This is a genomic window from Moorena sp. SIO3B2 (assembly GCF_010692525.1).
GTDB classification, from domain to species: Bacteria; Cyanobacteriota; Cyanobacteriia; order Cyanobacteriales; family Coleofasciculaceae; genus Moorena; species Moorena producens.
In genome coordinates, this window is the sequence record NZ_JAAHHE010000904.1 from 1 (window position 1) to 1,300 (window position 1,300).

At 47.4% G+C, this 1,300-nt stretch carries 2 protein-coding genes; both read right to left on the reverse strand.

Features of this window, described 5'->3' with window-relative positions:
• Window positions 1–548 (reverse strand): SAM-dependent methyltransferase (locus F6K38_RS42240; RefSeq protein WP_287360840.1); only part of this gene is annotated, 548 nt, incomplete at its 3' end.
• On the reverse strand, window positions 545–1,300 hold a 756-nt coding region (locus F6K38_RS42245; RefSeq protein ID WP_287360843.1), incomplete at its 5' end, for an FAD-binding protein. The genes F6K38_RS42240 and F6K38_RS42245, both read right to left, overlap by 4 nt.

The window sequence follows — 1,300 nt, forward strand, 5'->3', positions numbered from 1 at the left end:
AGTAGCCCTGGTGGACAAGTCTCCCTTTGCATGGGGTCAGTAAAAATCAACTCTCCCCCTGGCTGCAAAACCCTCTTAATTTCTTCAAAGACCTGAGTGCGATCGCTACTGTGTAAAATGGCATCCTGGGACCAGACAATATTAAAGGAATTGTCTGGATAGGGAATATCCTCAAAACTCCCCTGAGTTACCTCAACTAAGTGGGCTAAATTCTGCTCTTGGTTCAGTTGGCGGTTGCGTTGATTTTGCCGCTCGCTTAAATTGAGACAGCAGACAGAACAACCGTAGGTTTTGGCCAGATACCGCGCCGCCCCTCCATAACCAGCACCTAGATCGATGACTCGTGAATCGGGAGCTAGATTTTCCAGAGTTTGGGCAATTGTTTCCACCGTGCGCTTGGAGGCATCATGGATCGGTTCATCCGAACTCTTGTATATCCCATAAGTGATATGCTCACCACCCCAGAAAGTAGCATACAATCGGTCTGTTTCTGCACCATCATAATAGGTTTGCGCTGTTTTCACCGCTTCTGAATAAGTGGTATTCATACCGCTATCTCCTTGGGTTCTAACCTTAGAGAAAGTTGTGGAGATTTCCACCAGCGCTCGCCCTGTAATAAGGTGTGAACTTGCCAACTGGGTGAGGTTTGGGGATAATCCCTGCGGTAATGTCCGCCCCGACTTTCTGTGCGCAATGCTGCACTTTTGAGAATTAAATGGGCAATATCCAGGAGATTGAAGGTTTCTGCAGCCGTTCGCAATTGCTGCTCGGCTAATGGTGACTCAAATTTAACTGTTTGGTTGGGCTGTAAATCGAGCAAGTATTGACTCACCTCTAAGCCAGCCAATTCAGAGCGCCAGGAATTAACTTCAGCAAGGGCTGACTCCAAAACTTCCTGGGAGCGACAAATTCCTGCACTTTGCCACATCAGGGAGGGTAAACTTTGCCTTACTGATGCTATCTTCTCGATGTCCCTTGCCCAGTCACCTTTCTCTTTTATAAAGGGTAGGGATTCCTGCAGAACTGGATTAGGAGCTGTTTGAATTTCAGCTAATTGGGCGGCAAAAACCAAACATTCCAATAAGGAATTACTCGCTAAGCGATTGGCACCATGAACCCCCGTACTAGCTGTTTCACCAATGGCATATAGCCCCGGAATCGAGGTGCAACTGCTCAGATCGCAAGCCACTCCTCCCATCCAGTAATGGGCAGCAGGTGCAACGGGAATGGGTTGTTTGAAGATATCAATGCCCCAATGTTGACATACGTTAATAATATTGGGGAAACGATAGCGAATTTG